The sequence below is a fragment of the Brevundimonas sp. S1H14 genome (genome assembly GCF_047716865.1).
Classification (GTDB): Bacteria; Pseudomonadota; Alphaproteobacteria; order Caulobacterales; family Caulobacteraceae; genus Brevundimonas; species Brevundimonas naejangsanensis.
Genome location: NZ_CP136679.1, coordinates 948,728 through 970,819, shown reverse-complemented (window position 1 = coordinate 970,819; position 22,092 = coordinate 948,728). Strand labels below are relative to the sequence as shown.

General features: G+C 67.4%; 25 protein-coding genes. 10 read left to right on the top strand and 15 right to left on the bottom strand.

Translation table 11 applies throughout. The features are described from left to right. Positions 1-85: 85 nt before the first annotated feature. From RSD66_RS04720 to RSD66_RS04710, 3 genes are all read left to right on the top strand, one after another. On the top strand, positions 86-1,333 hold the full coding sequence (locus RSD66_RS04720) for a hypothetical protein (RefSeq protein ID WP_415289188.1): 1,248 nt from the start codon (positions 86-88) through the stop codon (positions 1,331-1,333). A gap of 100 nt (positions 1,334-1,433) precedes the next feature. Further along, a complete protein-coding gene (grxD, locus tag RSD66_RS04715) occupies positions 1,434-1,784 on the top strand; it encodes a Grx4 family monothiol glutaredoxin (RefSeq protein WP_003169676.1) in 351 nt (116 codons plus the stop codon). 19 nt (positions 1,785-1,803) lie between these two features. Beyond that, positions 1,804-2,229: an acyl-CoA thioesterase gene (locus RSD66_RS04710; RefSeq protein WP_024353544.1), complete on the top strand. Its 426-nt coding sequence runs from the start codon at positions 1,804-1,806 to the stop codon at positions 2,227-2,229. Between the two features lie 10 nt (positions 2,230-2,239). Here RSD66_RS04710 and RSD66_RS04705 read toward each other — a convergent pair whose 3' ends face one another. The 5 genes from RSD66_RS04705 to rpsD all read right to left on the bottom strand — a co-directional run bounded on the left by RSD66_RS04705 (position 2,240) and on the right by rpsD (position 6,486). Next, entirely contained in the window at positions 2,240-2,623 is a 384-nt protein-coding gene (locus tag RSD66_RS04705; protein ID WP_119413053.1) for a hypothetical protein, read from the bottom strand. Next, a complete protein-coding gene (locus tag RSD66_RS04700) occupies positions 2,623-2,751 on the bottom strand; it encodes a hypothetical protein (protein ID WP_003169681.1) in 129 nt (42 codons plus the stop codon). The genes RSD66_RS04705 and RSD66_RS04700 overlap by 1 nt, the downstream gene beginning before the upstream one ends. Before the next feature lie 87 nt (positions 2,752-2,838). After that, entirely contained in the window at positions 2,839-5,205 is a 2,367-nt protein-coding gene (locus RSD66_RS04695) for an EAL domain-containing protein (RefSeq protein WP_415289187.1), read from the bottom strand. A 124-nt stretch (positions 5,206-5,329) separates the two neighbouring features. Then, positions 5,330-5,710 carry a lipoprotein gene (locus tag RSD66_RS04690; protein ID WP_415289186.1) on the bottom strand — a complete coding sequence of 127 codons (381 nt, stop codon included), beginning with the start codon at positions 5,708-5,710 and terminating at the stop codon, positions 5,330-5,332. Between the two features lie 158 nt (positions 5,711-5,868). Next, positions 5,869-6,486 carry a 30S ribosomal protein S4 gene (gene rpsD, locus RSD66_RS04685; RefSeq protein WP_003169687.1) on the bottom strand — a complete coding sequence of 206 codons (618 nt, stop codon included), beginning with the start codon at positions 6,484-6,486 and terminating at the stop codon, positions 5,869-5,871. A 264-nt stretch (positions 6,487-6,750) separates the two neighbouring features. On the opposite strand from rpsD, the gene RSD66_RS04680 reads away from it, so the two are divergent. After that, positions 6,751-8,220: an amidohydrolase family protein gene (locus RSD66_RS04680; RefSeq protein ID WP_415289185.1), complete on the top strand. Its 1,470-nt coding sequence runs from the start codon at positions 6,751-6,753 to the stop codon at positions 8,218-8,220. Between the two features lie 65 nt (positions 8,221-8,285). Here the strand turns inward: RSD66_RS04680 and RSD66_RS04675 are convergent, their stop codons facing one another. Further along, the gene (locus RSD66_RS04675) at positions 8,286-8,900 is read right to left on the bottom strand and encodes a superoxide dismutase (protein ID WP_291778125.1); all 615 of its coding nucleotides are present in this window, start codon (positions 8,898-8,900) and stop codon (positions 8,286-8,288) included. Positions 8,901-9,093: 193 nt separating this feature from the next. Between RSD66_RS04675 and RSD66_RS04670 the strand changes: the two genes are divergently transcribed. Further along, entirely contained in the window at positions 9,094-9,276 is a 183-nt protein-coding gene (locus tag RSD66_RS04670; protein WP_025978468.1) for a hypothetical protein, read from the top strand. 15 nt (positions 9,277-9,291) lie between these two features. Here the strand turns inward: RSD66_RS04670 and cckA are convergent, their stop codons facing one another. The 4 genes from cckA to fliQ all read right to left on the bottom strand — a co-directional run bounded on the left by cckA (position 9,292) and on the right by fliQ (position 13,724). Then, positions 9,292-11,361: a cell cycle histidine kinase CckA gene (gene cckA, locus RSD66_RS04665; protein WP_415289184.1), complete on the bottom strand. Its 2,070-nt coding sequence runs from the start codon at positions 11,359-11,361 to the stop codon at positions 9,292-9,294. 244 nt (positions 11,362-11,605) lie between these two features. Beyond that, positions 11,606-12,682, bottom strand: coding sequence for a flagellar biosynthesis protein FlhB (flhB, locus tag RSD66_RS04660; protein WP_119413056.1), 1,077 nt, complete (start codon positions 12,680-12,682; stop codon positions 11,606-11,608). After that, entirely contained in the window at positions 12,675-13,445 is a 771-nt protein-coding gene (fliR, locus tag RSD66_RS04655) for a flagellar biosynthetic protein FliR (protein WP_024353553.1), read from the bottom strand. The genes flhB and fliR overlap by 8 nt, the downstream gene beginning before the upstream one ends. A gap of 15 nt (positions 13,446-13,460) precedes the next feature. After that, positions 13,461-13,724 carry a flagellar biosynthesis protein FliQ gene (fliQ, locus tag RSD66_RS04650; protein ID WP_024353554.1) on the bottom strand — a complete coding sequence of 88 codons (264 nt, stop codon included), beginning with the start codon at positions 13,722-13,724 and terminating at the stop codon, positions 13,461-13,463. A 150-nt stretch (positions 13,725-13,874) separates the two neighbouring features. On the opposite strand from fliQ, the gene folE reads away from it, so the two are divergent. After that, positions 13,875-14,462, top strand: a complete 588-nt coding sequence (gene folE / locus RSD66_RS04645; RefSeq protein ID WP_003170484.1) for a GTP cyclohydrolase I FolE — start codon at positions 13,875-13,877, stop codon at positions 14,460-14,462. Between the two features lie 93 nt (positions 14,463-14,555). Continuing rightward, on the top strand, positions 14,556-15,701 hold the full coding sequence (locus RSD66_RS04640; protein ID WP_415289183.1) for an acyltransferase family protein: 1,146 nt from the start codon (positions 14,556-14,558) through the stop codon (positions 15,699-15,701). A gap of 2 nt (positions 15,702-15,703) precedes the next feature. Here RSD66_RS04640 and RSD66_RS04635 read toward each other — a convergent pair whose 3' ends face one another. The 4 genes from RSD66_RS04635 to RSD66_RS04620 form a co-directional block, all read right to left on the bottom strand. Then, positions 15,704-16,087, bottom strand: a complete 384-nt coding sequence (locus RSD66_RS04635) for a VOC family protein (protein WP_024353558.1) — start codon at positions 16,085-16,087, stop codon at positions 15,704-15,706. Between the two features lie 88 nt (positions 16,088-16,175). After that, positions 16,176-16,499: a flagellar hook-basal body complex protein FliE gene (gene fliE / locus RSD66_RS04630; protein WP_119413059.1), complete on the bottom strand. Its 324-nt coding sequence runs from the start codon at positions 16,497-16,499 to the stop codon at positions 16,176-16,178. Positions 16,500-16,512: 13 nt separating this feature from the next. Continuing rightward, on the bottom strand, positions 16,513-16,947 hold the full coding sequence (gene flgC, locus RSD66_RS04625) for a flagellar basal body rod protein FlgC (protein ID WP_415289182.1): 435 nt from the start codon (positions 16,945-16,947) through the stop codon (positions 16,513-16,515). A 13-nt stretch (positions 16,948-16,960) separates the two neighbouring features. Further along, entirely contained in the window at positions 16,961-17,365 is a 405-nt protein-coding gene (locus RSD66_RS04620; protein ID WP_415289181.1) for a flagellar basal body protein, read from the bottom strand. Positions 17,366-17,509: 144 nt separating this feature from the next. Between RSD66_RS04620 and RSD66_RS04615 the strand changes: the two genes are divergently transcribed. The 3 genes from RSD66_RS04615 (at position 17,510) to RSD66_RS04605 (ending at position 19,001) form a co-directional block, all read left to right on the top strand. Beyond that, positions 17,510-17,788 carry a FliO/MopB family protein gene (locus RSD66_RS04615; RefSeq protein ID WP_024353562.1) on the top strand — a complete coding sequence of 93 codons (279 nt, stop codon included), beginning with the start codon at positions 17,510-17,512 and terminating at the stop codon, positions 17,786-17,788. Positions 17,789-17,808: 20 nt separating this feature from the next. Then, a complete protein-coding gene (gene fliP, locus RSD66_RS04610; RefSeq protein ID WP_155802435.1) occupies positions 17,809-18,600 on the top strand; it encodes a flagellar type III secretion system pore protein FliP in 792 nt (263 codons plus the stop codon). Positions 18,601-18,722: 122 nt separating this feature from the next. Beyond that, positions 18,723-19,001, top strand: coding sequence for an HU family DNA-binding protein (locus RSD66_RS04605; RefSeq protein WP_003170475.1), 279 nt, complete (start codon positions 18,723-18,725; stop codon positions 18,999-19,001). Positions 19,002-19,250: 249 nt separating this feature from the next. On the opposite strand, the gene RSD66_RS04600 is transcribed toward RSD66_RS04605, so the two are convergent. Next, positions 19,251-22,076: a hypothetical protein gene (locus RSD66_RS04600; RefSeq protein WP_415289180.1), complete on the bottom strand. Its 2,826-nt coding sequence runs from the start codon at positions 22,074-22,076 to the stop codon at positions 19,251-19,253. Between the last annotated feature and the right edge of the window lie 16 nt (positions 22,077-22,092).

Here is a 22,092-nt window from a genome sequence, read left to right as displayed (position 1 = left end):
TCCAACGGCGCTGCGTTTGCTTGGTCGATGCCGGGATCATCCTCTTGATCCCGAAGCGGGACGATGCAGGCGGCGATACAGGCGAATGTTCGAATTCGGCAGAGATCTCAGACGGCTGTTCGAGAAGGCGCGCGACAGCGACGACCTTGGCTGGCTGGAGCTGATCGGCGTGGGTCTGGTCGAGGTCGAGGCGCGCCAGCAATCCACCGACGCCGGGCGCGTCTCATGCCCCCGTCCGTTCGACGCAGCCCTGCGCGCCGCCGCCCTATGGCGCGAGCACGCCCGCCGCTGCGGCGCGGCCGCCAGCGTGGAGCGGGCCGAAAGCAGCGGCCGCGACGCCGCCAAACACGCCGCCAACGGCGATCAGGCGGTGCGCGCCGCCCTGGATCTGGCGACAAGCGCCATGCTGGCGTTCGACCTGCGCGGCGGGCCGGAACGGCTGACCGCCGCCCTCGACCTGTTGAGCGACCTGCCTGCGGCGCGACGTGTGGATACGGTGGCGGCGGCTGCGGCGCTGCACGCCCGACTGCGCTCGCGGCTGGCGCTTCTGTCCGGCCGCCTGTCGGAGATGAACGAGGCCGCCAGCCTGCTGGAAACCGCCCTGGCCAATCTGAAGGGCCCGCGCACTCTGGAAGACGAGATACGACTGGACCGCGCCGCCCTGGTGCTGGAGATCGGCCTGACGGCGCGCGATCCCCAGATGCTGGATCAGGCCGGGCGCGACCTGCGCGCCCTGGTCGAGGCGGCCGCTCCGGAACAGAGGCCGCTGAGCCGCGCCCGCGCTCTGGCCCTTTGCGCGGCGGGGATGGCGGCCCTGGCGGCCGTCGCCGACGCCCCGGCCGCCCGCGATCAGGCGCAGGCCATGTTCGATGTCGCCGCCCAGTTGTTCACGCCCGATCACAGCCCGCTGGACTGGTCCGCCATTCAGGTCATGCGCGCCGAGCGCGAGACCCTGCCGTCGGTGGTGCTGATCCAGGCCGAGGCCCTGACAGAAGGCGGCGGCCTGATCCTGGGCGCCATGGCCCATGAACAGCGCGTGTCACAGGACGCCGCCCGCGCCAGCGCCGCCGGCGACCTGACCGCCTTGTTGGATATCGAGACCAGCCTGCGGCGCCGTCTGGCGCGGCCTTCGGTCACGGCCACGCCGCTGGACTGGGCCGCCGAACAGATCGGCCTGGCGCGGGTCGCCCTGGCAAGGGCGCGGTGGACCGGCGAAAGCCCGCGCGGCGTCGGCCTGATGCTGACCGAAGCCGCCCAGACCGCGCGCGAATACGGCGCCCAGACGCTGGCGGAGCGGGCCGAGCGGCTGACCGCCAGCACGCATTCCGCCTGAGCCGCAAAGTCCGCCCCGCACTGCCCCTGTGCTGGCCCGGCCTTGACCCGGCCCCAAAGGGCGCCTAGCTCACGGGCTCCTCAAGAAGGGTTTCGACACAGTGACCGAACAAACCGCCGCCGATCCCGTCCACGCCTTCATCGCCCAGGCGGTGGCTGAGCATGACGTGGTGCTCTTCATGAAGGGCACGCCGGACTCGCCGCGCTGCGGCTTCTCCTCGCTGGCCGTTCAGATCCTGGATCACGTCGGCGCGCCCTTCGTGGGCGTGGACGTGCTGCAGGACGAAGCCCTGCGCGAAGGCATCAAGGCCTTCACCGACTGGCCGACCATCCCCCAGCTCTATGTGAAGGGCGAATTCGTCGGCGGCTCGGACATCGTGCGCGAGATGTTCCAGTCGGGCGAGCTTCAGGCCCTGATGGCCGAGAAGGGCGTCGCCCTTGGTGAAGCGTAAGATGGGCGAAGCCTGACCGATGGCCCGGCCGCAGCTTCAGCCGCGTGAGGACCGCGAGGTCTTCGTCGTTCCGCTGGACGTGCGGCCGGAACACATCGACGAGAACAACCACGTCAACAACGTCGTCTATGTCGGCTGGCTGCAGGATGTCGGCACGGCGCACTGGAACGCGCGCTTCGACGAGGAAACGCGCGCCAGATGGGCCTGGCTGGCCCTGCGTCATGAGATCGACTACATGCGCGCCATCGAACCGGGCGCGACAGGCGTGATCGCCCGCACCTGGGTCGGCGACCCGCAGGGGCCGCGCTTCAACCGTTATGTCCGCATCGAAGACGCCCAAGGGCGCCTGTGCGCTCAAGGGCTGTCTGAATGGTGTCTGGTCGACGCCAAGACCCTGCGCCCGGCCCGCATCCCGGCTGAGATGCTGGGGCCGTTTCAGGCTTAGTTTTCGGCTTTTACAGGCTGATCGGGTTCAGCACGCGCACCGGCTGGCCGCGCTCAAGACCCAGTTCAGCGTAGGTCCAGCTGACCGTCACGCCTTCCGCAACCAGAGCCTTGCACAGGTCCGGCGTACGGCGCGTCAAGGTCAGTTCGGCCGGATCGCCGTCCTTGATCTTGACCTCGAAGCTGGAGGTTTCAGTGCAGCCGTTGGAGCCGACCACGACATTCAGCCGCTGGCCGTCGAAGTCGACCTTGCGCACGGCTTCCAGCGCCTCGGCGCGCGTCGCCCCCTGATCAGTGACGATGGAGACCTTCTCGCCCCCCTCGTTCGAATAGATGACGCAGCCGCCCAGCAGGGGCAGCAGGGCGGCCGCAGCCGCAACAGCAGCCAGACGCATCAGTTCGCCTCAGCCGGGGCCGAGTGGATGACGCGCGTGGTCGGCTTCTCGGTGGCGATGATGATGCAGCCCGACAGCATGGGCGCGGCGACCGCAGCGACGGCGAGAGCGATGATGAGACGACGCATAGGATTTTCCCGTGTTGATTGACCCGACACTGCCAGCGTCGCGGTTCTGGATCACGTGAATAATCGGAAAGGCTGCGAACGCCCGCCTCAGGCGGCCTCTCTTGCTGCCCGCATCGGGGCTGCCGGGATCATGGCGGCGCCCTGCGACAGGGCGTCAGCTTCCGGCTGGGGCCGGCCCAGCAGATAGCCCTGAACCTCATTACAGCCCTGAGCGCGCAGGAAGGCCAACTGCTCGGCGGTTTCGACACCCTCGGCCAGAACCGGGATCGCCAGGCTTTCGCCGATCGTCAGGACGGCGCGGATGATGGCCCGCGACTGGGGCGCCGCCCCGTCCAGCTCCAGCATGAAGGAGCGATCCAGCTTGATCTTGTCGAAGGGGAAGGCCTTCAGCGTCGACAGCGAGGAATAGCCGGTTCCGAAATCATCCATGGCGATGGTGACGCCCAGCGCCTTCAGCTGACGCAGCACATGGGTGGTGCGCTCCATGTCGGTGATCATCGCCGTCTCGGTGATCTCAAGCTCAAGACGCGACGGCGACAGGCCGGTCTCCATCAGGATCTGATGCACCAGACGCGGCAGGTCGACATGGCTCAGCTGGACCGGCGACAGATTGACCGCAATGCGGTGCGGCTCGGCCCAGGCGGCGGCCTGTCGGCAGGCCTGACGCAGGACCCATTCGCCGATCGGCAGGATGAGCCCGGTCTCCTCGGCCACGGGAATGAAGTCCGCAGGCGACGTGTAGCGGCCTTCGTCGTTCTTCCAGCGCAGCAGGACTTCATAGCCGGTGGCCCGGCCCGTCTCGACCGAGGCCTGCACCTGATAGTGCAATTCGAACTGTTCGCGCTCCAGCGCCTCGCGCAGCGCCTGGGTGACGCGGCGGCGCGCGCGGACGGCCTGATCCATGTCCGCTTCATAGAAGCAGACATCCTGGGTCAAAGAGGCCTTGGCGCGATACATGGCCAGATCCGCGTTGTTGATCAGGGTGGAGACGTCCTGGGCGTCTTCAGGCCACAGGGAAACACCGATGCTGGCGCCGCACGACAGGTCGGCGTGCTCGATGGTCACGGTCTCGATCACTGCCTGTCGCAGACGTTCGGCCACGGCGAGAGCCTCGTCCCGGTTCGAGACAGACGCCAGAGCCAGGAATTCGTCGCCGCCCTGGCGCGCAATGAACTCGCCCTCCTGCAGGGCCGCCCTCATCCGCTCGGCGATGACGCACAGAAGCCGATCGCCGACGGCGTGGCCGTACAGGTCGTTCACCTCCTTGAAGCGGTCCAGATCCAGCGCGAACAGGGCCAGCTTCTCGCCTTCCGCCGCCGTCTTCTTCAGCCGGGTCAGCCGTTCCAGGAAGGAAGCCCTGTTAGGCAAGCCGGTCAGGCTGTCGTTCCGCGCCAGATGAGCGATCCGACGCTCCTGAGCCATCCGGTCGCGGAGGTCGCGCACCGCATAGATCATGGTGCGCCCGCCGGTGGTCTGGTCGCGACGGGCCGACAGCTCGATGGCGACGTCTCCGACGTCGGACCGCAGCACGGTCTGGGCCATGGCGCCGTCGGCGAGACGATGCGCGTCCTCGACCCATTGCTCCAGACTCGCCCCCATCAGGACTTCGCGCTCGACTCCCAGCAGGGTCGCCAGGACTTCATTGGCGGCGATGATGGCGCCGTCGCGCTCGATGGCCATGCCGTCGACGCTGCTATCGATCAGATATTGTTGACGTTCACGGTGCAGTGCGTGCGCCTGACGGTCCAGAACGTGGCTGGCGGCGCCCGCCCCCAGCACCAGCAGGCCCACCCCGGCGACGCCCAGCGCCAGCACATGCTGCGCATCCTCGCCAGTCAGCACGCCGTCTGCGGCGGCGAAGGGAATGATGGTCATCGCCGCCATCGCCGTGAAGTGCAGGCAGACGATGCCCAGAACCATCGCCGCAGCGCCTTTCATGCGGGCGAACCGATCCTGTTCGCAGGCGCTCAGTTGGAAGGCGGCGGCGCCGAACACCACCGAACCGATCAGGGAGGCGGCGACATAGGCGTAGGACCAGTGCACCACGCCCTCCACCGCCATGGCGGCCATGCCGACAAAGTGCATGGCGGCGACCGCCAGTCCGAACACCGCCCCGCCAAGGGCAGGCGCGAAACGTCCGCGGATCGTCGCCCCGCCCAGAGCCAGGCCGACACCCACAATGGCGATGGCTAGCGAGACGCCGGTCAACAGCGGCTCATAGGCGATATCCACGCCCGGCCGGTAGGCGATCATGGCGACGAAGTGGGTGCACCAGATGGTGGCGCCGCCCGCCAGCGCCCCCAGGAAGAGCCAGGACGCCAGGGAGACGCCACGCTCATCACGGACTCTGCGTAGAAGGCCGCTGGTGATCCAGCTGCCAACCAGACAGATAAAAGCGGCCAGAGCCACCAGACCGAAATGGTGGTCATCGGTCAGACACGAAAGAACACGCATGCGGGGGAGACGCCAAGCAGGAAAAAACAGCCTGCCGTTCTATGGCTCAGGCCTTAAACCCGACTGTCCGAGCGTGGCTAACGAAGGGTGAAGATTCAGCGCGCCTGGGGCCTGGAACTGCGGCCTATTGGGCCACGCCCTCGTCGCCGTTCAGCAGATAAGGGTTGTTGACGACCACATTGGCGCCCGGCGGCAGGCCCAGTTCCTCGAAGGTCCATTGCAGTTGGACGCCGTCCTTGACCGGGCGGGTGCAGCGATCCTCATCCAGGCGGCGCAAGGTGATGACCGCCGAATCCTTCAACCGGGTGATGAAGGGTTTCACGTCGCCCTTGTCAGTGCAGCCGTTGGAGCTGACGCGAAACACCGCCAGGTCGCGCGTGAAGGCGGCGGCGTGGATCGGTTCCAGCTGGCCCGGCATGCCTTCGGTCCTCACCAGCTCACCCGGCGCATGGGCGCAGGCGGCGAGCCCGGCAGCGAGAACCAGACCAAAGAAAGACCTTCTCATGTTCGGCCTCCCTGGGCGCGACCCTGTTGATTATCCATTGTGCGCGCAATTGGCCCGAAAGTGAACCGTCAGGGCCGCAATATGAACAAAGAAAGGCCCCGGCGACGCCGGGGCCTTCCAAAGAACCGTGGCCAAGAACCTTGGCTGATCCGTCGAACTTACGAGGAGTAGTATTCGACGACCAGGTTCGGCTCCATCTTCACCGGGTACGGAACGTCGGACAGTTCCGGCACGCGGCCGTAACGGACCGAGAAACCGCGATCGCCCAGTTCCAGATAGTCAGGCAGGTCACGCTCGCTCGACTGCTGGGCTTCCAGCACCAGAGCCATGTTGCGCGACTTCTCCTTGACCTCGATGACCTGGCCCGGCTTGACGCGGTACGAACCGATGTCGACCTTCTTGCCGTCGACGGTGACGTGGCCGTGCGAGACGAACTGACGGGCGGCCCAGACGGTCGGCACGAACTTGGCGCGGTAGACGATGGCGTCCAGGCGCGATTCCAGCAGACCGATCAGGTTTTCCGAGGTGTTGCCCTTGCGGCGGGCGGCTTCGGCGTAGGTCGCCGCGAATTGCTTCTCGGTGATGTTGCCGTAGTAGCCCTTCAGCTTCTGCTTGGCCTTCAGCTGCAGACCAAAGTCAGAAACCTTGGACTTGCGGCGCTGACCGTGCTGGCCGGGGCCGTAGGAGCGCTTGTTGACAGGAGACTTGGCGCGACCCCACAGGTTTTCACCCATGGCCCGGTCGAGTTTGTACTTGGCGCTGTGGCGCTTGGACATATGTCACTCTTCATCATGATGCGGCCCGGCCCCTCCCCGATTGGAGCGGCGATCTCAACGGCGGTCCACGCATCGTCCGTAATAGACATCGCGCCTCGGGACGAACCCGATGCGAGAAGGGCGGGCTTATGAAGGCGACGCGCCGCGGAGTCAATGTCCCCGACCATTCTGGTCCCTGCATGACAGAAAGGAAACTTGAGCCCGCAGCCCCGTCCCGTGCAGTTGTCCGAGCAAGAAGAAACAGCTCGGGAGGCTGACAACATCATGAAAAAGCTTTGGCTTACGGCGGCGGCCACCCTGACCGTTCTGACGACGGCGGCGGCGCAGGCCGGCGAGGCCGACCGACCTTACGCTGTGGCGCTCTCGGGGCGGATCATCGACGGCTCGGGCGCGGCGCCCATCCCTGAAGGTCGGGTCGTGGCGATCGACGGCGTCATCACCTGCGTCGGCAGGGCGGACGATTGTCCCGCGCCTCCCGGCGCCGTTTTCATCGACGCGGGCGAAGGCAGCATCATGCCCGGCCTGATCGATCTGCACGCCCACCCGCGCCCCCACTACTATGGCTGGTTCCTGGCTTCGGGCGTGACCACGGTGCGATCCGCCAACACCGACCTTGCTATGGTCCGCGCCCTTCAGGCTCTGCCTGCGCCGCAGACCCGTCTGATTTGGGCCGGCCCAATGCTGGACGGCGATAACAGCATCATCAAACGTTTCTATCCCGAAGCAGAGCCCGGCGCGCCCTCACCGGCCCGCCCGGCCGATGGCCTGTCGCTGGAAGGCGTTGAACTGCTGATCGCCGAGACGCCCGAACAGGCGATCGCCGCCGTCGACGCCCTGGCGGCGGAAGGGGCCGACTGGGTCAAGCTGTACGAACAGTTGCCGCCTGACGCCTTCGCCGCCGCCGTCCAGCGCGCCAGGACGCTGGGTCTGCCTACAATGGCCGATCTGGGCATGGCCTCGACGCGCGGACTCGTAGCCGCCGAGGTCGATCTGCTTGAGGCCGCCGCTCTGGGCATTGATAGTCTCGAGCACGCCAGCGGCGCAGCCCTGGCCTACCAGCGTCTGGGCGGCGACCTGGAGAAGGACGCTCTCGATCCCGCTCTGATTGATCAGCTTGCCCGCGCCCTGCTGACGGCGAAGACGGCGCTGGTGCCTACCCTGTCCGTCTCTCACTTCACGGCCGAGCCGGAATCGCCCGAGCCGGTTTTGTCCGAACTGCCGTTAGGCGCCGCGCGGGGGACGGTCCGCGACGGCCTGGACCAGCAATGGCGCGGCATCCATCAGCATTTTCATAGCAGCCCTGGGAGCAACGCAAAGGCGAAGCTGGACGCCCGCATCGGCGCCGCCGTGATGGTGCGCCTGGCCCAGTTGGGCGGCCGCATAGGCGCTGGCTCCGACACGCCCGCAGGCGCTTACAACCTGCCGGGCGGCGGCCTTCATCTGGAAATGGAGTTGATGACCCGTGCGGGCCTGAGCCCCCTTCAGGCCTTGTCGGCGGCGACCGGGTCCGCAGCAGACATCCTTCAGCGCAAGGATATCGGCTTCATCGCCGTCGGACGCCGCGCTGATTTGCTGGTGGTCGCCGGCGACCCGTCGCAGGATATCCGCGCCACCCGCCGCCTGCGCCAGATCATTCTGGACGGCCGGATCCTTGATCCCGCCGCCATGCAGAGGCGGGCGCTGGATGACGGCGAGACGCTGTTGGCCCCCCTCATGGCCAAGCAGGGAGATTAAGCAGAACGGCCGCCGCTTCCCATCGGAAACGGCGGCCGCAGATCAAGCGCTCAGACGCCGGGCGATCAGCCCTTGGCGGCTTCGTACAGTTCGTTGACCTTGTTCCAGTTCACCACCGACCAGAAGGCCTTGAGGTAGTCGACGCGGCGGTTCTGGTACTTGAGGTAGTAGGCGTGCTCCCACACGTCGGCGGCCAGAAGGACGGCGCCCTTCTCGTCGGCCAGGTCCATCAGCGGGTTGTCCTGGTTCGGCGTCGAGGTGACCTTCAGCTTGCCGTCCTGGAGGATCAGCCAGGCCCAGCCCGAGCCGAACTGACCGGCGCCGGCGGCGTCGAAGTCAGCCTTGAACTTGTCCATGCCGCCCAGTTCGGCGTCGATCTTGGCGGCCAGTTCGGCCGAGGGCGCGCCCGCCTTGTCGGCCGGGGCCAGCAGTTCCCAGAACAGGCTGTGGTTCCAGTGGCCGCCGCCGTTATTGCGGACCGCCTTGGGCAGCTTCGACATCTGGGCGAACAGGTCTTCGAGCGACTTGCCCTGCAGCGAGGCGTCGGCGTCGATCGCCTTGTTCAGATTGTCGACGTAGGTCTGATGATGCTTGTCGTGGTGGAAGGTCATCGTCTCCTTGTCGATGGCCGGCTCCAGCGCGTCATAGGCGTAGGGCAGCGGGGGCAGGGTGAAGGCCATGGGAGACTCCTCTTTACGGCGTGTGATTCCTCTGGACCCTATCTAGGGCCGCGCGCGACATACCCAAGCCTTGAACGGCGCCTTTGTTCACAATTGTCGAGCCAAGGCCGTTTTTCGGAACCTAAAGCGGCAAATAACGGTTTTCCGAGCGCCCCGGACCGTCATTGCGGTCGCTTTTCAAGGACGGCGCATCATGCCTGTCCGTTCTCGCGACGCCTTCCTCTCCGACGCCGAAGCGGAAAGCCTGCGCCTGCGGTTGCTGGAAGTGATTCCACGTCTGCGCCGTCATCAGTTGCTCGATCTCGCCGACACCCTGCACGAAGCTGCGCGGGAGCGCCGCTGGTCGTCGGAAGATAGGCTCGACCTCAGGGCCTGACGCCCTCGCCCTGCATCAGCTCGCGTGAAGCTCCTGCTTCACCCGTTCGGCCAGGGTCTTGATATCCAGAGGCTTGGGCAGGAAGGATACTCCCACCTCGTCCTGCAGCAGGTCCGAGAAATCGCTCTCGGCATAGCCCGAGATGAACATCACCGGCGCGTCGCCAAGGAACGGCCGCGCCTTGCGCAGCAGCGATGGACCGTCCAACCCCGGCATGATGACATCCGAGATCAGCATGTCGATCTGGCCCGCCCATTCTTCCGCCAGGATCAGGGCCTCCTCGCCGTCGGCGGCCTCGATCACCTCATAGCCGCGCTGGCGCAGCAGACGAGCGGCGATACCGCGCACGGCGGCTTCGTCCTCGACGAACAGGATGCGGCCGGCGCCCGACAGGTCGCGCGGCGCCTTGACGACCTTCTCGACCACCGGGGCCTCGACCAGCTCCTCGGCCGTGGCGGCGGGCAGGAAGATGCGGAAGGCGGCGCCCGCATTCTCAAGATTGGCGACGGTGATGTGGCCGCCCGCCTGCTGGGCGATGCCGTAGACGGTGGCCAGGCCCATGCCCGTCCCTTCGTTCACCGCCTTGGTGGTGAAGAACGGCTCGAAGATCTTGTCCAGCAGGGCGGTCGGCACGCCGGGGCCGGTATCCGACACCTCGATCAGGGCGACGTCCTCGGTGGCCTCGCGCCAGCCAAGGTCGCGGGCCTGGGCGCCCGTCAGGCGGCGGGTGCGGATGGTGACGACGCCCGCGCCCGGCTCGACCACGCCGCGCATGGCGTCGCGGGCGTTGACGGCCAGGTTCATCACCGCCGTCTCCAGCTGGCTCTTGTCGGCCAGCACCAGCGGCAGGTCGCGGCCGTAGTCGGTCTCCAGCCGCACGTCCTCGCGCAGCAGACGACGCAGAAGCACGGCGAACTCGCCGACCAGCTCGCCCAGGTCCAGCCGCTCGCGCCGCACCGTCGACTTGCGCGAAAAGGCCAGCAGCTTGCGCACCAGATCGGCGGCGCGGATGGCCGTCTGGCGGATTTCGTTCAGACCTTCATAGGAGGGGTCGCCGACCGGGTGCCGCTCCAGCAGGCCCGACAGCTGCAGCTGGATCGCCGTCAGCAGGTTGTTGAAGTCGTGCGCCACCCCGCCCGCCAGCTGGCCTACGGCCTGCATCTTCTGGGCTTGCGACAACTGCAGCTCCATCGACTTCTGCGCCGCCACGTCGAACAGCCAGACGCGGCGTCTGTCGTCTTCGGGCGCGACATAGAGGTGCAACTGGCGATCCGGGTGGGCGCGGGCGATCAGTTCGATCGGGCCGGACGATCCGGCCTCCAGCTTGACCCTGGCCTCGGCCACGCCCGCCGGATCGAACAGGTGGCCGAAGGCAGCGTCGCCCGAAGCGGCCGGGCCGGTCAGCAGGGCCATCGCCGCATTCGGCTCCTCAGCCCGGCCTGCGAACAGGTCCTCGCCGCCGATCACGGCCGAGCCGAAAGGCGCCCCGGCGGCCATGGCGCGGGCCTCGCCCGTCGGGGCGGCGGGCTGAGGCGCGACGGGCGCGCTGGGGGCCAGCGGCAGGACGGCGTCAGGCGCGGCGCGAACGAGGAAGCGCCCCTGCCCGGCCTGGCCGATCAGCACCTCTTTCTCTCGCGGGCCGATCTGGACGATGGCGCGCCCCTGCTGGCCCTCACGCGCCTGTGCGAAGGCCATGTAGAGGGCCTGGGCCGACTTCCCACGCGGAAGCGTTGTGACGGTTCCGTTCTCCTCGGCCCAGGCGGCGTTGTAGGCCAGCACCTGTCCCGACGGCCAAACCAGAGCGGCGGGCTCCGCCAGGGCGTCCAGCATCTCGACCGCCGTATCGCCATTGGCGCGCCGCACCTCGGCCCGACCGAAGGCGAACAGCCAGATCAGCGCCGTGGCGCCCGCCGCGAAGATCAGCATCAGGCCCGGCGCGCTGAAGGCGTTGGCCCGAAAGGCCGGATAGGCGATGGCGGCGACCGCCAGGGTGAAGCCCACGGCCATGATCACCAGCAGGGGATCGAACGTCGGGCGGCGCGTCGCCTGCGCCTTCAACCTGTCTTGGGGTCGGGAAATCATCATGGCGTCTCGCCCGCGCGAATCAGGGTTCGTCAGCATACCGAAGCTCTTTCGCGCGCCCTAACGCGCAGCCGCGACGCCTCTCCCTCCCCTTCATGGGGAGGGTGGTCGCACAGCGACCGGGTGGGGAGGGCGAGGTGATGCTGGATGCCGCGCTTGACCAGCCAAGACGCCCCCACCCGACTTCGGCCTGACGGCCTCAGCCACCCTCCCCATGAAGGGGAGGGAGAGACGATACCCTCGCCCCTCACCGCCGCTTCCTCTGCTGCATAACGAAGCCGATGACCTTGGCCGCCGCCTCGAAATGTTCGCGAGGGATCACATCATCGACCTCGACCGCCGCATAGAGGGCGCGGGCCAGGGGAACGTTCTCGATGATCGGCACCTCGTGCTCTCTGGCCACTTCGCGGATGCGCAGGGCCAGGGCGTCCACGCCCTTGGCGACGCAGACGGGCGCGCCGTCGCCCTGATCCGGTTCATAGCGCAGGGCCACTGAATAGTGGGTCGGGTTGGTGATGATGACGGTGGCGTCCGGCACGGCCTGCATCATCCGCTGGCGTCCGCGCTGCATGCGGATCTGGCGCAGCTTGGCCTTCACATGGGGGTCGCCTTCGGACTGTTTGAAGTCGTCCTTCAGCTCTTCCTTGGTCATCCGCATCCGCTTGGCGAAGCGCATCCGCTGCCACAGATAGTCCATGCCCGCCGTCAGTCCCAGGAACACAAGGGCCGACACCATCAACGCCAGCGCCAGGTCCCGTGCGAACGGCAGGATGTAGGCCGGGCTCATGGCGGCCAGTTCCTCCAGTTCGCGTACATGCGGGTTCAGCACCCAGAAACACACGGCGCCGATGGCGACCAGCTTGATGAAGGTCTTGAGGAACTGCACCACGCCGTCGGGGCCGTAGATGCGTTTGAACCCCTCCAGCGGGTTCACCTTGGACCATTTGGGTTTCAGCTTCTCGGCCGTGAAGATCAGGCCCGACTGCGCCAGATTGCCCCCAACGCCGCCCAGTATGACGGCGAACGACACCGCCGCCAGAAAGGGCGTCACCACCCAGACGGCGCGCATCCCGATCTCGATGCCGGCGCCTGCCTCCAGCCCGCCGATCATGGCGTGCGGCTGCGACAGGAAGGGCATCAACCCCTCCGCAATCTGCGTGGCGAACATGCCGCCGCCCGCCAGAAGCACCCAGGCCGCGCCCGCCAGAGACAGGGCCTGGGCCACGTCCGGCGACTTGGCGGCATCGCCCTTCTTGCGCGCCTGTTCGAGTTTTCGCGGGGTGGCTTCTTCTGTTTTCGACTCGGGATCGGGACCGTCAGCCAACGGCGCCTCCCGTGAAGAAGGCCGCCACCGAGCGATAGCGGTCGATGAAGACGGTCCCCAGGACTCCCAGGCTGAGGGCGAACACCGACAGCCCTAGAACGACGCTTAAAGGCGCGGCGGCGAAATAGACCTGAAAGCTGGGCATGACGCGCGCGACCAGCCCCGAAGCCAGGTTGAAGATCAGGGCGAAGACCAGCACCGGCGCCGCCAGTTGCACCCCTAGCGTGAAACTCTGGCTCAGGGTGCGGATCGCCATCTGGGTGAAGTCCGACACGATCAGCGGCTTGGCCGGGGCGATCGCCTCATAGGACCCGACCATGCCGCCGATGAACAGGTGATGGGTGTTGGTGGCGAACACCAGCGTCACGCCCAGCAGCATCAGAAAGGCCGACAGGGTGGTGCCCGGCTGGGCCTGCATCGGATTGGCCGTCTGGGAGAAGCCAAGGGTGGTCTGCAGGGACACGACCTCGCCCGCCGTCGTCATGGCGGTCATGAAACTGCGCAGGATGGCGCCGATGGCCAGGCCGGTCAGGACCTCGCGCATCACCCAGCCGACGGTGGCCCCCAGGGTGGCGGGCAGGGCCGGCAGACTGCTGGCCACGACGGGCCACAAGGCCAGCGACAGCACCAGCGCCAGCGACAGGCGCACTCGCGGCGGCACATAGGATTCCCCGAAACCGGGCAGCAGCATCAGGATGGCGCCGACTCGCGCGAAGATCAGCCCGCCGGTCCAGACCTGCTCCGCCGTCGCATAGGGCTCCACCCGCCTGCCCCCGCCTTACATTCCCGCGATGCGGGCGGCGATTTCGTTCATGAACCCGCCCAGAAGCGCGCCCATCATCGGCAGAAACAGCAACAGGGCGGCGAAGACGGCCACGATCTTGGGCGCATAGACCAGGCTCTGTTCCTGAACCTGCGTCAGAGCCTGGAACAGGCCGATGGAGACGCCGACGCCCAGCGCCACCGTCAGGATCGGCAGACACAGCTGAATGGTCAGCCACAGGGCGTCGCGCCCGACATCCAGAACTTCCGCGCCGTTCATCGCCGTTCCCCAAACCCCGCCGAACATCAGACACGGGACAGTGGGCAGAAAATGCCGACAGGATGGTTAACGCCGCGCTAACCGTCTGGACAAAAAGTCGCTCAGGCTCGGCTCTGGCCTTCGACGACGCCTCAGCGCTATGAAGCGCTCATGACCGATCACGCCCCCACCCCGCCCGTCTCTCAGGAAGAAGCCGAAGCCGCCGTCCGCACCCTGATCCGCTGGGCCGGCGACAATCCCGCGCGCGAAGGTCTGATCGAAACGCCCAAACGCGTCGCCAAGTCCTATCGCGAGTTGTTTCAGGGCTATGAGGTCGAACCGCGCGACTATCTGGAAAAGACCTTCGAAGAGGTCGGCGGCTATGACGAACTGATCGTGCTGAAGGACATCCGCTTCGTCAGCTTCTGCGAACACCACATGCTGCCGGTGGTGGGCAAGGCGCACGTCGGCTATCTGCCGACCGACCGGGTCGTGGGCATCTCCAAACTGGCGCGCGTGGTGCGCGGCTACGCCCGGCGCCTGCAGATCCAGGAAAAGATGACGTCCGAGATCGCCCAGGCCATCCAGGACGTGCTGCGTCCGGTCGGCGTCGGCGTCGTCATCGAGGCCGAACACAGCTGCATGACCATGCGCGGCGTCGACGTTCCAGGCGCCAGCCTGTCCACCAGCTGCCTGCTGGGCGCCGTCCGCGAAGACCCGCGCACGCGTGAGGAATTCCTGCGGCTGGTGCGGGGCTAGGCCCGCATTCTCCCTCCCCGCGACGTGGAGGGAGCGGCTTGCAATCCAACGGCCTCTTTCCTGCATGAAACCCTCTGAACAAGGGGGGTCGCCATGCTGCAGGCCGTGTTTTCGTCCCGGAATGAGCCGCCGCCGATCGGGCGCGGCGGGTGGCTGGATGCGCTGCGCTTCATCGTGGCCGCCCTGATCATCCTCCATCACTTCCAGATGTCGGCGCCCGTGCCGCTGGCAGAAGGGCTGCATCCCGTGTTCGAGCGGGGCGGGTTCCTGCTGACCAACTTCTTCCTGATCGACAGCGGCTATGTGCTGATGCGCGTCTATGGTCGGGCGGTCGGGTCAGGGCGCATGTCAAAGGCCGACTTTTTCCTGAAGCGGGCGCTGAGGGTGTATCCGGCGCACCTCATCGTCCTGGGTCTGCTCGCTGCATTGGTGCTCGTCGCCACCGCCGCAGGCATGCCGCCCAACCATCCCGAGTGGTTCGCCTGGGATCAGTTGCCCGCTCAGGTCGCTCTGGTGCAGTCGTTCGGGGTGCACGGCGGCATCGGCTGGAACGCGCCGACGTGGTCGATCTCGGCCCTGCTGGGCTGCTACGTCGCCTTTCCCTTCGTGCTGCGCGGCCTCAGCCGGATCGGGCCGTGGACGGCGCTGATCCTGGTCGTCGTCGGCTATCTGGCCGCCAATGAGCTGAGCTGGGCGATCCTGAAATATCCCGTCTATCAGATGCCGCTGAACCTGGGCATCTGGCGCGCCCTGCCCCTGTTCATCCTCGGCATGGGGCTGGCCTGGTTCGCGCAAGGGGTATGGATCAACCCGCGCGTCGCCGGCTGGGCCGGCGTGCTGGCCGCCGTCGCCCTGGCGGGCGTCCAATATTTCGACAAACACGCCCTGATCTCGCTGGTCTTCATCAGCATCATCATCCTGGCGGCGGGCGCCGTTCCGGGACGCAAGCCCTCCAAACTGGTCGAGCAGGCGGCGATGGTGTCCTTCTCCATGTTCATCTCGAATGAAGTGGTGCGCATCGCCTGGTTCGGCCTGGCCGACGCCCTGGCGGGCAAGCTGGCGCTGGGCGACGTCTGGCGCTGGGGCCTGTGGGGTCTGGGCGTGCTGGCGGCTTTCGTCTTCGCCTTCGGCCTGCACTATCTGATCGACCAGCCGATCCAGAACCGCATCCGCGCCTGGCTGAAGGCGCGCGGCCGCAGCGCCGCCGTCAGCCAGCCGGTGGTCTCACTGGAAGGATAGCCTCAACCTGCCCCGGCGCCGCCGAACAGGTGCAGGATGTTGCCGTCCGGATCCTTGAACCAGGCCAGGCGCAGCGGCCCGGCCACATGGACGTCGCCGTCCTGCTCCATGCCCTCATAGCGCTCGAAGGCGACGCCTTTGGCCTTAAGATCAGCGACGATATCGTCCACTTCTACACCCACGTCCCAGACCACGGCGTTGGCCCGGTTCGTGCCGGCATAGTCCGATTGATAAACCGTCAGCCACGTATTGCCTGTGCGATAACCCAGCACGCCATCCATGCCGGTGTCCGCCAGGTTCAGTCCCAGCACATCGGAATAAAAGGTCTTCGCCCGCTGAAGATCCTTTACCGCCACGATGGCCGAGGAGTTCTTGTCTTTGAGCATCACGCTTCCTTTCCTGATCTGAAAGAAAGCGTGCGGCGGCCCGGTTCGATCCCTGCGCGCGCCAGCCTCATTGAGGGGCAAAGGCAGCCTAGATCGGCATCCGCATGATTTCCTGATAGGCCGAGATGACCTGATCGCGCACGGCCATCACCGTCTCCAGCGAAGCCTCGGCCGAAGAAATGGCCGTGACGACGTCGATCAGATTGCCCTGCCCCTGAACCGACTGCGCCATCTGGACCTCGGCCGTGCGGGTCGCCTCGGTCGTCTGGGTCATGACGTTCTGCAACAGGTCGGCGAAGCCCCCGGCCTGATTCAGGCGCATCGACGGCGCGGCGTTGGCGGTAGAGGCGACGTTGACGCCGCCGCCGCCCTGAACGGCGGCGTAGGCGCGGGCGGCCATGATGGGATTCATGCCTTAGCCCCTCTTATTTCTTGATGATGTCGAGGGTGCGCGTATCCATGTTCCGCGCCGTCTCGATGACGTTCAGATTGGCCTCATAGGCGCGTTGCGCCTCCCGCATGTCCATCGCCTCGATCAGGGTGTCGACGTTGGGCCGCATGACATAGCCTTCCGCGTTCGCCGCCGGGTGCGACGGGTCGTAGTCCATGCGGAAGTCACGCTGATCCGGCCGAACCTCGGCCAGGGCGACGCCGGTCGCGCCGTCCACGTCGCGGCTCTGAAACACCGGCATCTGGCGCCGATACGGCTGGCCGCCCGCGACGTTGGCCGTAGACTCTGCGTTGGCGATGTTCTCGGCGATGATCCGCATCCGCGACTGCTGCGCCTTCAGCGCGGTCGACGCGACCGCCATGGCCGTGTTGCGCGGCGTGACGGGGCGGTTGTTGATCGGGTCAGGCATGCTTCACTCCCCCTCAGGCCGCAGGCTTCTTGGCCGCCAGGCGGATCATCTGCATGGACTTCTGGTAGAAGCCGATGGCGGCGTCATAGGCCATGCGGCTCTCGGCCATCTTGAGCATCTGCTCTTCGACCACGACCGAATTGCCGTCCAGGGTAGTCTCGGAATCGGGCGACTCCATCCCCTCGAAGCGCGGCGCCCGCGCGGGCGGGGAGACGTGATGGGCATTGGTAGCCGTCATGCGCAGCCCGGCGTTCTTTTTCACGGCTGCGGCGAAGTCGGCGGGCGTCTTCAGGTCGCGCGCGATGTATCCGGCGGTATTGGAGTTGGCGACGTTCTCGGCGATCACCCGCTGACGGTCGTCCAGCCAGGCCAGACGGCCCTTGATCTGATTGAGCAGCGGCAGGTCGGTGACGGACATGCGAATCCCTCGGACGAACGGATCGGCAGAATTTGCCGCCTGCATGGTTAATATCCCGTATCCCTAAACGCGCCGTTAACCACGTCCGTTGAAACATGGTCCCGAAGCGTCGCGGCGGTCCGCGTCGCCGGGGCCTGCCGACGTATGAACTTCCTTGATCTGTTCCGGGCGATCTTCGGCCTGGCCATCACCCTGGGCATCATCGGCCTAGCCGCCTGGGCGGCGCGCCGCTATGCGCCGGAAATCCTGGCTCGGTTTCAGGGCCAGCAGGGACAGGTGCGGCGGATGAAGGTCGTCGAGACCCTGGTGCTGGACCCGTCGCGCCGTCTGGTTCTGATCCGCGTCGATGACGAAGAACGGCTGATCCTGCTGGGCGAGGGTCGCGAACTGATCGAGCCGCGCCAACCGGGAGGCGTGAAGTGAAACGCCCCGCTGTCTTCGCCATGCCGACCCGCGCCGAACTCAAACGCGCGGCTCTGTTGTCGCTGATCACCACCGCCCTGTGCCTGATCTGGCCGCTGGGCGCCCTGGCGCAGGAGGCGGCGCAAAGCGGATCGGCCATCAACATCGACCTGGGGACCGGCGCGGGCCTGACGCAGCGCGTGGTGCAACTCGTCGGGCTGATGACGGTGCTGTCGCTGGCCCCGTCCATCGTCATCATGACCACCAGCTTCGTGCGGATCGTCGTGGTGCTGTCGCTGCTGCGCACGGCGCTGGGGATGCAGCAGTCGCCGCCGAACGCCGTCCTGGTGTCCCTGGCCCTGTTCCTGAGCGCCATCGTCATGGCTCCCACCTGGCAGGACGCCTATGATTCGGGGGTCCGTCCGCTGATGGATCAGCAGATGGAACTGCCTCAGGCCTTCGATGCGGCGTCCGAACCGGTAAAAACCTTCATGCTGTCCCAGGTGAAGCCCGACGACCTGGCCCTGTTCACCCGACTGTCGGGCGTCACGGCCACGGCGAACGCGCAGGACCTGCCCCTGCGGGTCGTCACCCCGGCCTTCATGATCAGCGAACTGAAGACCGCCTTCACCATCGGATTTCTTCTTTTTGTTCCGTTCCTTGTGATCGATCTGGTGGTCGCCAGCGTGCTGATGTCCATGGGCATGATGATGCTGCCGCCGGTGGTGGTCAGCCTGCCCTTCAAGCTGATCTTTTTCGTGCTGGTGGACGGGTGGAGACTGGTCGCAGGCAGCCTGGTCGAGAGCTTCCAGAGAGCCTCCGGAACCGGATAAATCCCCAGCCTGCAAGGTCTTGACGCCAATGCGGGCTTGCCAAGTTCATAAAAACCGTCGTTGATCCCCCGGTCCTCGCCCGGCGCTTTCTTCCGGGCGACCACCATTGGGAAAATACCCTCATGACCACTCAAGCTGAACTGATCGCCGCTGTCGCCAAGGACGCGGGCGTTTCGCAAGCTGACGCCGGCAAGGTGCTGACCGCCATTGTCGAGAACATCCACAAGGCTCTGAAGTCGGGCGACGACGTCCGCATCTCCAACCTGGGCGTGTTCGACACCGCCGAGCGCGCTGAGCGCGAAGGCCGCAACCCGGCCACGGGCGCGACGATCAAGATCCCGGCCTCGAAGGCCGTGCGCTTCCGCGTGTCCAAGCCGCTGAAGGACGCCGTCAACGGCTAAGCCTTTCAGGCGCGTCCGGTCCTCCTCGCGGGGAGCGGACGCGCTCTGGCTCCCTCTCCCGGTGGGAGAGGGCTTGAGCCTCCAAGAGCGCAGCGATTGGTGAAGGCGAAAGGGTGAGGGTTCTCGGCATAAGTCGGCGCAAGCCGCCGCTCCGAGTCTGAACGAAAACCTTAGCCCCTCACCCTTTCGCTTAGCGGATCGCCTACGGCTCTCCGAAGCTCAAGCCCTCTCCCGCCGGGAGAGGGTTTTTCAATTGGCGCCCGTCTTCGCCCTGAACTCGGCCTTGGTCTGAGCGATCCAGCCGGCGTAGGCGTCGGCCCCGGCGCTGAGGGCGGCGAAGTCCTGCGGGCGGCCCGAGTCGCCGCCGTCCAGCCCCGCCAGCGCCACCCGGATCGCGCCCGGCGAGCGCGCGCCCTCGGCGAAACCAGCGTAGTTCTTCGACAGACGGGTCAGCGCCCCGGCGTCCCGCGCCAGCGAATATCCCGCCCCGGCGCGGATCAGGCGCGTCTCCTCAACCTCGCTGAGCGGCACGGCCGTCTCCTTCCAGCGGTCGCCCAGGCGCTGGTCGTAGAGGGCGGCGGCCGCCCCCCACTGCTGCTGCTTCCACAGGATGTCGGCGCGCACGTCGCGCGCGGCGGGCGAGGCGTCCTTGCCCAGCACCTCCAGCGCATGCTCATAACGGCCCAGCTCCATCAGGGCGCGAGCCTCCAGCGCCCGGCGCTCAAGGTTCATGGCGGCGGGCAACAGTGTCGTGCGCGACGACCACAGGGCCTTCAGCGCCTCTTCCGGCTGGCGGTTCATCAGATAGACAGCGGCCAGATTGGTCGAAACCTGAGCCTTCGCCACCCCGTCCAGCCGGTTCTCGGCCTGATATTTCAGCAGTTCCGCCGCCTGATCCAACAGATCGACGTCGATCAGGCGTCGCGCCAGCCGCCGCACCATCTCGTCGCCGTCAGCGCCGACGGGCGTCAGTTCGCGGAAATCGAAGAACAGGGCCAGCGCCTGCACCGGCTGCAGGCCATCGGCCGCGCCTTCCAGGAACAGGGCGCGGAAGGCGTTGTCGAGATCGGCCTGAAGCCGGTCGCCGCCCGGCAGGGTGACGATCTTCGACCCCGCCGTCTTCAGCGTGGTCAGGGCCTCGCGATAACGGCCCTGAGACAGGTAAAGCTCGCCCAGGGTGCGGATCACCGCCAGCTCGGTCGCATCCCCGCGCCAGCGCCATTTCAGCGCCTCCAGCTGGGCGGCGGCGGCGTCGGCCTTCAGCGCCCCCTTGGCCATCTCAAGCTTGATGACGCCCAGACGCGCGGGCGTGGCGATGCCGTCCAGCGGGGCGCGCGCCACCGCCTTATAGACCGCCAGAGCGCGCTCGGGCTTCTCATCCAGTTCGAACAGGCGCGCCTGCACCAGACGGGCAGTCAGTTGGTCGGGCGCCGAGACGTTCGGCTGGCTGAAGACATAGGCCAGCAGCTCGAGCGCGGCGTCAGCGTCGCCGGTCTCGACCGCCGCCATCGCATGGGCGGCGCCGAAGCGGGCGCGCCATTCGGGGGCGAAGCCGTCGACCACGCCTGCGCCGGCCGCGAACAGCCGCCGCGCATTGGCCCAATCGCCCTGCTGGGCGGCCACATAGCCCTGCCACACCTTGGTCGAGGGATCGCCCGCCAGCGCGCCGGAGGAGAAGTCAGCCTCCGCCTCGTTAAAGCGGCCAATCGAGGCGCGGGCGGCGCCGCGCAGGCCGCGCACCTCGGCCACGCCCTGCATGGCGGGTGTCTGCTTGATCAGGGCGTTCAGCACCCCAACCGCCTCGAACCCCAGACCATGCCCCACCAGAAAGCGGGCGTAGGCCAGCCGCGACTCGATGGGCGCGCGCGGGTCTTCGGCGGCGCGGCCGCTCTCGCGCTCGGCGGCGTCCTGCAGGGCGCGATGGCGGGCGATGAAGCCCCCCTCGCCCGCATCGGCGGACCAGTCGGCCGGGATCAGGGCCGGGCGTGACGCGGCGCGCGGGGCGTCGGCGCCCTCAGTCGCCTGTTCCAGCCCCGCAGTAGGCGACGACAGCGTCAGGCCGCGCGGCCGCGTCACCGTGACCAGATCGCCGTCGGCGGTGACGCTCAGGTCGTCGGTCGGCGTCTCGACCGCCAGGCCGTGGGCGGTCGGCAGGAAGCCTGCGTCCACCGTACGCCGCCCGACTTTCAGCCCCTTGCCCGGCGCCAGGGCGGTGACGGCGGCGAAGCGGTCACCGATCATCGGATCGGTCAGCCAGACGGTGCGGGTCGCCCCGGCCATGCGCGCGGTCAGTGACGCCTTGACCGCGTCGTCGCGCTCGATGTCCACGCCGCTGGGAGCAGGGGCGGTTCCGCCGATGGTCACCACCCAGGTCGAACCCTCGGCGCGGGCGGCCACGGCCTGACCCGGCTCGACCGGAATGCGCACGGCGGTGAAGTCAGGCCCGGCGGCCCAGCGGGCGCCGTTCAGGCCCTCGCCCTTCATCTGCATGCGGGCGGCGTGATCGAACACGGCCCAGACCGCCTCGCCGCGCCGGAAGACAGCCGCGCCGACCGGACCGCTCCAGTCGAAGCGCATGATGGTCTGCTGGCCCTTGGCCTCGGCCGCCACCGGCACCGCTCCGCCGATCGGCACGGGCGAGCGGCGCAGGCCGTCGCCGTCCTTTCCCGGCGCATAGAGGTTCAGCCAGACCGCGCCGTCGGCGGACCCGCTGGTCGCGCCCGCCCCCTCAGCAAGGGTCAGGACCAGTTCGGTCGCGCCCTGAGCCGCGCGGGTCTCGATCTTCTCCAGCCCCTTGGGCGGATCGACGCGCAGACGGCTGACGTCAGGGGCGGCGGTCGTGCCGATGCGGACCACGACCGTGCGGCCGTCCTGGCGAACTCGCGCACGCGCTCCGACGACCCCGGCGAACTCGATCCTCGTGAAGCCCGCATTGGCCCCGATGCGGATCTCGACTGGAGCGCCCGCCTGGGCCAGCGACGGCGCCGGAGCCAGAGGCGCGAAGACGACGACGCCCGCCGCGGCGGCCGCCACGGTCGTCTGCAGAACGCGCTTCTTGGCGGGGGCCCCGGACATAACGCGCGCATGCTCG

What these genes read in the sequence shown, in the direction of transcription:
- RSD66_RS04605 (WP_003170475.1), top strand. Translation starts at nt 18,723, where the DNA reads ATGACCACTCAAGCTGAACTGATCGCCGCTGTCGCCAAGGACGCGGGC.
- rpsD (WP_003169687.1), bottom strand. Translation starts at nt 6,486, where the DNA reads ATGTCCAAGCGCCACAGCGCCAAGTACAAACTCGACCGGGCCATGGGT.
- RSD66_RS04695 (WP_415289187.1), bottom strand. Translation starts at nt 5,205, where the DNA reads ATGCGTGTTCTTTCGTGTCTGACCGATGACCACCATTTCGGTCTGGTG.
- fliQ (WP_024353554.1), bottom strand. Translation starts at nt 13,724, where the DNA reads ATGAACGGCGCGGAAGTTCTGGATGTCGGGCGCGACGCCCTGTGGCTG.
- flgC (WP_415289182.1), bottom strand. Translation starts at nt 16,947, where the DNA reads ATGCCTGACCCGATCAACAACCGCCCCGTCACGCCGCGCAACACGGCC.
- RSD66_RS04635 (WP_024353558.1), bottom strand. Translation starts at nt 16,087, where the DNA reads ATGCTCAAAGACAAGAACTCCTCGGCCATCGTGGCGGTAAAGGATCTT.
- RSD66_RS04690 (WP_415289186.1), bottom strand. Translation starts at nt 5,710, where the DNA reads ATGAGAAGGTCTTTCTTTGGTCTGGTTCTCGCTGCCGGGCTCGCCGCC.
- RSD66_RS04600 (WP_415289180.1), bottom strand. Translation starts at nt 22,076, where the DNA reads ATGTCCGGGGCCCCCGCCAAGAAGCGCGTTCTGCAGACGACCGTGGCG.
- RSD66_RS04710 (WP_024353544.1), top strand. Translation starts at nt 1,804, where the DNA reads ATGGCCCGGCCGCAGCTTCAGCCGCGTGAGGACCGCGAGGTCTTCGTC.
- RSD66_RS04700 (WP_003169681.1), bottom strand. Translation starts at nt 2,751, where the DNA reads ATGCGTCGTCTCATCATCGCTCTCGCCGTCGCTGCGGTCGCCGCGCCC.
- RSD66_RS04675 (WP_291778125.1), bottom strand. Translation starts at nt 8,900, where the DNA reads ATGGCCTTCACCCTGCCCCCGCTGCCCTACGCCTATGACGCGCTGGAG.
- RSD66_RS04705 (WP_119413053.1), bottom strand. Translation starts at nt 2,623, where the DNA reads ATGCGTCTGGCTGCTGTTGCGGCTGCGGCCGCCCTGCTGCCCCTGCTG.
- RSD66_RS04615 (WP_024353562.1), top strand. Translation starts at nt 17,510, where the DNA reads ATGAACTTCCTTGATCTGTTCCGGGCGATCTTCGGCCTGGCCATCACC.
- fliE (WP_119413059.1), bottom strand. Translation starts at nt 16,499, where the DNA reads ATGAATCCCATCATGGCCGCCCGCGCCTACGCCGCCGTTCAGGGCGGC.
- cckA (WP_415289184.1), bottom strand. Translation starts at nt 11,361, where the DNA reads ATGATGATTTCCCGACCCCAAGACAGGTTGAAGGCGCAGGCGACGCGC.
- fliP (WP_155802435.1), top strand. Translation starts at nt 17,809, where the DNA reads ATGCCGACCCGCGCCGAACTCAAACGCGCGGCTCTGTTGTCGCTGATC.
- RSD66_RS04620 (WP_415289181.1), bottom strand. Translation starts at nt 17,365, where the DNA reads ATGTCCGTCACCGACCTGCCGCTGCTCAATCAGATCAAGGGCCGTCTG.
- RSD66_RS04640 (WP_415289183.1), top strand. Translation starts at nt 14,556, where the DNA reads ATGCTGCAGGCCGTGTTTTCGTCCCGGAATGAGCCGCCGCCGATCGGG.
- RSD66_RS04670 (WP_025978468.1), top strand. Translation starts at nt 9,094, where the DNA reads ATGCCTGTCCGTTCTCGCGACGCCTTCCTCTCCGACGCCGAAGCGGAA.
- RSD66_RS04680 (WP_415289185.1), top strand. Translation starts at nt 6,751, where the DNA reads ATGAAAAAGCTTTGGCTTACGGCGGCGGCCACCCTGACCGTTCTGACG.
- RSD66_RS04720 (WP_415289188.1), top strand. Translation starts at nt 86, where the DNA reads ATGTTCGAATTCGGCAGAGATCTCAGACGGCTGTTCGAGAAGGCGCGC.
- folE (WP_003170484.1), top strand. Translation starts at nt 13,875, where the DNA reads ATGACCGATCACGCCCCCACCCCGCCCGTCTCTCAGGAAGAAGCCGAA.